Source organism: Streptomyces sp. NPDC030995 (assembly GCF_055571215.1).
The window spans coordinates 195,503-201,137 of record NZ_JBVIFS010000014.1; the positions used below are offsets into that span (position 1 = coordinate 195,503).

5 protein-coding genes are annotated in these 5,635 nt (G+C 71.3%); 3 read left to right on the plus strand and 2 right to left on the minus strand.

Annotation, left to right across the window (positions count from 1 at the left end; genetic code table 11):
• Positions 1-169: 169 nt before the first annotated feature.
• Positions 170-565 (minus strand): nuclear transport factor 2 family protein, encoded by a 396-nt coding sequence (locus ACZ45T_RS22125; protein ID WP_468443818.1) that lies wholly within the window; start codon positions 563-565, stop codon positions 170-172.
• Positions 566-671: 106 nt separating this feature from the next.
• Here ACZ45T_RS22125 and ACZ45T_RS22130 point away from each other — a divergent pair, with 106 nt between their 5' ends.
• Positions 672-1,175 carry a GNAT family N-acetyltransferase gene (locus tag ACZ45T_RS22130; protein WP_468443820.1) on the plus strand — a complete coding sequence of 168 codons (504 nt, stop codon included), beginning with the start codon at positions 672-674 and terminating at the stop codon, positions 1,173-1,175.
• A 30-nt stretch (positions 1,176-1,205) separates the two neighbouring features.
• Here the strand turns inward: ACZ45T_RS22130 and ACZ45T_RS22135 are convergent, their stop codons facing one another.
• On the minus strand, positions 1,206-3,278 hold the full coding sequence (locus tag ACZ45T_RS22135) for a DHA2 family efflux MFS transporter permease subunit (protein WP_468443822.1): 2,073 nt from the start codon (positions 3,276-3,278) through the stop codon (positions 1,206-1,208).
• Between the two features lie 223 nt (positions 3,279-3,501).
• Between ACZ45T_RS22135 and ACZ45T_RS22140 the strand changes: the two genes are divergently transcribed.
• Positions 3,502-4,437, plus strand: a complete 936-nt coding sequence (locus ACZ45T_RS22140) for a peptidoglycan-binding domain-containing protein (RefSeq protein ID WP_468443824.1) — start codon at positions 3,502-3,504, stop codon at positions 4,435-4,437.
• Positions 4,438-4,610: 173 nt separating this feature from the next.
• Positions 4,611-5,294 (plus strand): HAD-IA family hydrolase, encoded by a 684-nt coding sequence (locus ACZ45T_RS22145; protein WP_468443826.1) that lies wholly within the window; start codon positions 4,611-4,613, stop codon positions 5,292-5,294.
• The last annotated feature ends 341 nt before the right edge of the window (positions 5,295-5,635 follow it).

The following is a 5,635-nucleotide window of genomic DNA, read 5'->3' on the forward strand; positions in this document are numbered from 1 at the left end:
AGGGCAGAAGGTGGGGGGGGGGGGGTTTTGGGGGTGGTTGTTGGGGGGGGGGGAAGGGGGGGAAAAGGAAGAAGCCCGGTCAAGGCGGGGGGGTGGCTCGGGCACCCCCCCCCCCCCGCCGCACGCCGCACGCCGCACGCCGCACCTTTGCGTTTCCATCGGCTGCAGCTCAGCTCCAGAAGGCGTCTTCCTCGTCTATGTCCTGGGTGCACTGGTCGATGTCGGTGATCTTGTGGCCGACGATGGTGAGGAAGAGGCCTTCCTTGACCTCGATCCCGCGGTCGCCGCGGTCGGCGCGCGCCGTGTGGAACGACATGACGTGCCCCCGCCCGTCCGCCAGCACCGTGTGCAGCTCGATCTGGAAGGTGCCGTTGGTCTCCTCCCCGAGCCTGCGGTAGAGGTCGAGGACGGCCTCCCGCCCCTTGTGGTGCCCGGACAGCGGGTTGTCGCCCGGCACGTGGTGGATGACGTCGGCCGTGAACAGTGTGCTCAGCGTCTCCAGGTCGCCCTTCGCGAAGGCTTCGTAGCCACGGCGGACCAAGACAGCATCAGGATGCTGCGACATGGCGTTCACACCCTCCATTTGAGCTATTTACCCTTTTTCTCATCATCGGCCCGTGCCTGTGGATATTCCAACGCGGGAGATCCGGCGCGGACTCCACAATGGCGCCATGGACACCAACATGATCAGGACCATCACCTGGACCGTGACCCCGGAGCCCTTCACCACCCCGGACGCCACGCTCCTGCGCCGCGCGTACTACGCCGAGGTTGCCGGCCGGTACTGGAAACGGCAGGTCACCGAGGCCGAGATCGACCAGGGGCTGCTCGACTTCCCGGACGACGGGCTGGTCCCGCCGACGGGCCAGTTCGTCGTCGGCCGGCTGGACGGCGAGCCCCTGGCCTGCGGAGGGATACGGCTGCTCGACCCCGTCACCGCCGAGCTCACGAGGGTCTATGTCGACCAGCGCGCCCGCGGTACTGGCGGCGGGGCGGCGCTCCTGGAGGTCCTGGAGGCCGAGGGCCGCGCGCTGGGCGCCGAGCGCGTCCGGCTGGACACGCGGTCGGACCTCGTGGAGGCCCGCGCGTTGTATGCGCGGCACGGGTATGCGGAAATACCCGCGTACAACTCCGGCCCGTATGCCGAGCACTGGTTCGAGAAGCGCCTCGTCTGACGGTCCGGGCTCCCCACGTACTGCGTCCTTCTAGCGCACGGCGGCGTGGTCCCGCCGCGGCGCGGCGTCGTAGGGCTCCTCGGCATCGGATCCGCACAGCTCCGTGTTGAGTGCCTCCACCAGCTTGACCAGGTCGGTCGGGCGATCCGGGCCCCACCAGTCGCCGAGCAGTTCGGCGAGGGACTCCTGCCGGGCCTGGGCGAGCTTCGCGGCGGCCTCGCGCCCCTTGCCGGTCATCACCAGCGGCAGCCCGTCCCGGACGGCGAGCCCACGCTCCTCGACCTGTCGGGCGGCGTCCGTGATGACCTTCAGCGGCACGTTCGTGCGGTCGGCGAGCATCGCGGGCTCGGCGGACCCGTATTTGTTGATCCGCAGCAGCAGCCAGCTCGCGGCGGGCAGCAGGTCGTATCCGGCCTTCTCGGTGATCTTCTCGTAGACGTGGCGGCGCCCCTCGCGGGTGCCGAGGACCGACAGCGCGCGGGCCACCTCGTCGTGGGAGGAGCGCTGGACGGGGTTGGAGGCCAGGGTCTCGGTCACATCGGGCGCGGTGACCGAGCCGCGGAGCTTGTCCTCCTTCAGGAACCAGGCGACCACGAAAGCGAGGAGGACCACGGGCACGGCGTAGAGGAAGACATCGGTGATGGAGGTGGCGTAGGCGTCGAGCACCCGGGGGCGGAGCTCGGCGGGGAGTGCGCCGATGGCCCGCGGGTCGGCCTCCAGCTGCGCTGCGCCCGCACCCGGCGGCAGCTGGACGCCCGCGAGGGCGGTGGCCAGCTTGTCGTCGAGCCGGTTGGTGAAGACCGTACCGAAGATCGCGACGCCGAAGGAGGCGCCGATGGAGCGGAAGAAGGTGGCACCGGAGGTGGCGACGCCGAGGTCGGCATAGCTGACCGCGTTCTGCACCACCAGGACGAGCACCTGCATGACCAGTCCGAGGCCCGCGCCGAAGACGAAGAAGTAGGCGCTCATCTCCCAGGTGGAGCTGGTGCGGTGCAGCTGGTGCAGGAGGAGCAGACCGACGGCGGTGATGGCGGTGCCGGCGAGCGGGAAGACCTTCCAGCGGCCGGTGCGGCTGACGATCTGGCCGGAGGCGGTGGAGGAGATCAGCATGCCGAGCACCATCGGCAGCATGTGGACGCCCGACATGGTGGGCGAGACGCCCTGGACCACCTGGAGGAAGGTCGGCAGGTAGACCATGGCACCGAACATCGCGAAGCCGACGACGAAGCTGATCGCCGAGCAGAGGGTGAAGGTACGGATGCGGAACAGCCCCAGCGGCAGGACCGGTTCGGCGGCCCGCCGCTCCACGAGGAGGAAGGCGACGAGCAGCACGGCGCCGAGGACGGCGAGGCCGATGATCCGGGCCGAGCCCCAGCCCCAGGTGCCGCCGAGGGAGGCGACGAGCACGAGGCAGGTGGCGACGGCGGCGATGAGGAAGGTGCCGAGGTAGTCGATGGTGTGCTTCGAGGAGCGGGCCGGGATGTGCAGGGCAGCGGCGATGACGACGAGCGCGACGAGACCGATGGGGAGGTTGATGTAGAAGACCCAGCGCCAGGACAGGTTGTCCACGAACACGCCGCCCAGCAGCGGGCCCAGCACGCTGGTCGCGCCGAAGACGCCACCGAAGAGGCCCTGGTACTTGCCGCGTTCGCGGGGCGGGACGATGTCGCCGACGATCGCCATCGACAGCACCATCAGTCCGCCGCCGCCCAGGCCCTGGAGGGCGCGGAAGCCGATGAGCTGGGGCATGTTCTGGGCGAGCCCGCACAGTGCCGACCCGATGAGGAAGAGGACGATGGCGTACTGGAAGAGCTTCTTGCGTCCGTACTGGTCGCCGAGCTTGCCCCACAGGGGGGTGGCCGCGGTGGAGGCGAGCATGTAGGCGGTGACCACCCAGGACAGGTGCGCCATGCCGCCGAGGTCGCTGACGATGGTCGGCAGGGCGGTGGAGACGATGGTCTGGTCGAGTGCGGCGATCAGCAGACCCAGCAGCAGGGCGCCGATGGAGACGAGCACCTCGCGGGAGGTGTGCTCGGTGGCGGGGCCGGACTTCCGCGGGCCGGGACCGGGGTCCACGGCCTCCGTGGTCACATCCTGAGCCATCGACTCCTCCTCAGGCCGGATCAACATCTCCATCCTGAGTGGTGTGTCCGGTTATGGCCTCTCGGGCGGGTTGGGAGGGCCCCGGCGGGTCTGCATAATCGCAGGCAACGGCCAGGGAGGGATTCCAGTGAGCGGTGAGCACTGTCCAGATTGCGGCGCCCTCGGTGCCCGCTGCGGGTGTACGCCGGGTGTGGGTTTCAACCCCCTGCGCATTCGCCCGTACGTGACGTTGCCCGACCCCGGCGAGCCGGACGAGCCGGCGCCCCCGCCGTCGATATCCGGCGTGGTGACCCCGGACCCGCGCCCGGTGGCGGCGCAGGACGACACCCCGGCGTACGGGATACCCGTACCGCCGGTGCACGAGCCGTGGCCGGACGGGCCGCACCACGCACCGAGCCCGGCCGAGACCGCCCAGCTCCGGTCGATCCCGGACGCGGGGCACCCGTACGCCGGCGACCCGTACGCCGGCGACGGCGGCGGGGGCATCGGCATCGGTGGCGGTGGCAGTGGCAGTGGCAGTGGCAGTGGCAGTGGCGGAGGCGACATCGGTGGCGGAGGGGGCGGGGGTGGGGGTGGGGGTGGGGGCCCGGAGAAGCGGACCGGCGGTGGCTCGGCCTCCCGGCGGCCGCTGGCGCTGCTGATCGGCGCCGCAGCGGTGGTCGCCCTCAGCGGGACGGCCATGGCGGTGTGGGCGCTCCCGAGTTCCGCGGGGAGCGACTCCGCCCTGGAGGCCAAGGCCTCGGCGCCCGCGACGAGCTCCGCCCCGGCCGCGCCGACCGGTGCCCCGACGTCGGGCAGCCCGTCCCACTCGGCCTCCCCGTCGCCCAGCCCCTCGAAGTCGGCGTCGCCGTCCCCGTCACCGAGCGCGTCCCGCTCGTCGGCGCCGCCCTCCCCGAGCCCGACGCCGAGCGCGAGCCGCTCCGCCAGCCCGTCGGCCCCGCCCGCCCCGGCAGGCCCGACCCTGCGGTACGGGGACTCGGGTCCGGAGGTGCAAAAGCTGCAGCAGCTGCTGGCGGCGCGTGGCCTGTACGAAGGCAAGATCAACGGAAAGTTCGACTGGCGCGTGGAGAACGCCGTCTCGACCTTCCAGTACGACAACGGCATCGATGAGGAGTGGGGCGTCTACGGCCCGATCACTCGCCGGGCGCTGGAGGGCTAGAGCAGAGGGCTGGAGCAGAGGGCTGGGGCAGAGCGACAGGACCACGCTTCCACGATTGGCGCGGACCGCCCTTCGTTTTGTATCGTGTAGGAACAAAGTGGTTCCGTCCTCACTCCCTGACCGGTGGACGGAACCACTTGTTCTCTTTTCCCGCCCCGTCTGGAGCCCCGCCGATGTCGGCCAGCACCACCACCGAACCCGTCGTCCTCACCGCCAAGGCCCTGCTCCTGGACATGGACGGCACCATCGTCAATTCCGACGCGGTGGTCGAGCGCTGCTGGCGCGACTGGGCGGTGTCGCACGGGCTGGATCCACAGGAGGCCCTGAAGGTGGTCCACGGCCGCCAGGGCTACGCCACCATGGCCGTGCTCCTGCCGGACCGCCCGATGGAGGTCAACCACGCGGAGAACGCGGTGATGCTGGCCCGCGAGACGGCCGACACCGACGGCGTGGTCCCGGTCGCGGGCGCCCAGGCGTTCATGGCGGCGATCGACGGCCTGCCGCACGCCCTGGTCACCTCCGCCGACGCCGCCCTGGCCACCGCCCGGATGACGGCCGCCGCCCTGCCGATGCCCGAGGTACGGGTCACGGCCGAGTCCGTCCAGGCCAGCAAGCCGCACCCCGAGGGCTTCCTCAAGGGCGCTGCCGCGCTCGGTGTGGACCCGGCCGACTGCATCGTCTTCGAAGACTCGGCCGCGGGCATCGCCGCCGGCCTGGCCGCGGGCATGCGCGTGATCGGCGTCGGCCCCCGCGCCGCAGCCCACACCCCCACGACCCACGTCCCGGACCTGACCACCCTCGACGTCACGACCACGCCCGACGGCTCGATCCAGGTGACGGTGCGGGCGGCGGGCTGAGCGGCTGGGTGGGGGCGGGGCTTCGGGGGGCGGGAACCTGCGGGGGCGGGAACCTGCGGGGCGGAGTGAAACCGCGCCCGCGGCGGGGGCTTCGGGTGGCCGGAGCCGGTTGAGCGGTATCAGGACCACGGGGCGGGGCTCCGGCAAGCGGGAGCCCCGTCAGGCGGAATCAGAGATCTGTATGGGGGTTTCCCGTCAGTCTCATCGTCTCTCCGTGTCGGGCCGGTCCCTCAAGGGCGCTCCTACGTCGCGTCGCTACGCGATGGCCTTCGGCCACCCTTGACCGACCGTCCCGCCACGGACATACGAAGACCGACGGGAAACCCCCAAAGGAACGGGCC